1 protein-coding gene is annotated in these 401 nt (G+C 61.8%); it reads left to right on the plus strand.

Annotated features, from left to right (window positions below; genetic code table 11):
- The coding region (locus GQ56_RS47000) for a hypothetical protein (protein ID WP_031403776.1) at window positions 1–401 on the plus strand (401 nt) is incomplete at both ends.

Here is a 401-nt window from a genome sequence, read left to right on the forward strand (position 1 = left end):
GTCGACAGCGAGCTGATGCCGGTCGAGGTTGACGTCGACAACGAGGTGATCGAGCTGTTCGCCGATGACAGACCGGTCGACGTCGAGGTCGACAGCGACGACACCGTGCTGTCCGTCGAGCTCAAGCCCGTCGACAACGAGTTGATGCCCGTCGAAGTTGACGTGGACAGCGAGGTGATTGAGCTGTTCGCGGACGAAAGACCCGTCGAGGTCGAGGTGGACAACGACGACACCGCGCTGTCCGTCGAGCTCAGACCCGTCGACAGCGAACTGATGCCCGTCGACGTTGACGTAGACAGCGAGGAAATCGAGCTATTGGCCGACGACAGACCGGTCGAGGTCGAAGTCGACAACGACGACACCGCACTGTCCGTCGAGCTCAGACCCGTTGACAGCGAGCC

The sequence above is a fragment of the Burkholderia paludis genome (assembly GCF_000732615.1).
Classification (GTDB): Bacteria; Pseudomonadota; Gammaproteobacteria; order Burkholderiales; family Burkholderiaceae; genus Burkholderia; species Burkholderia paludis.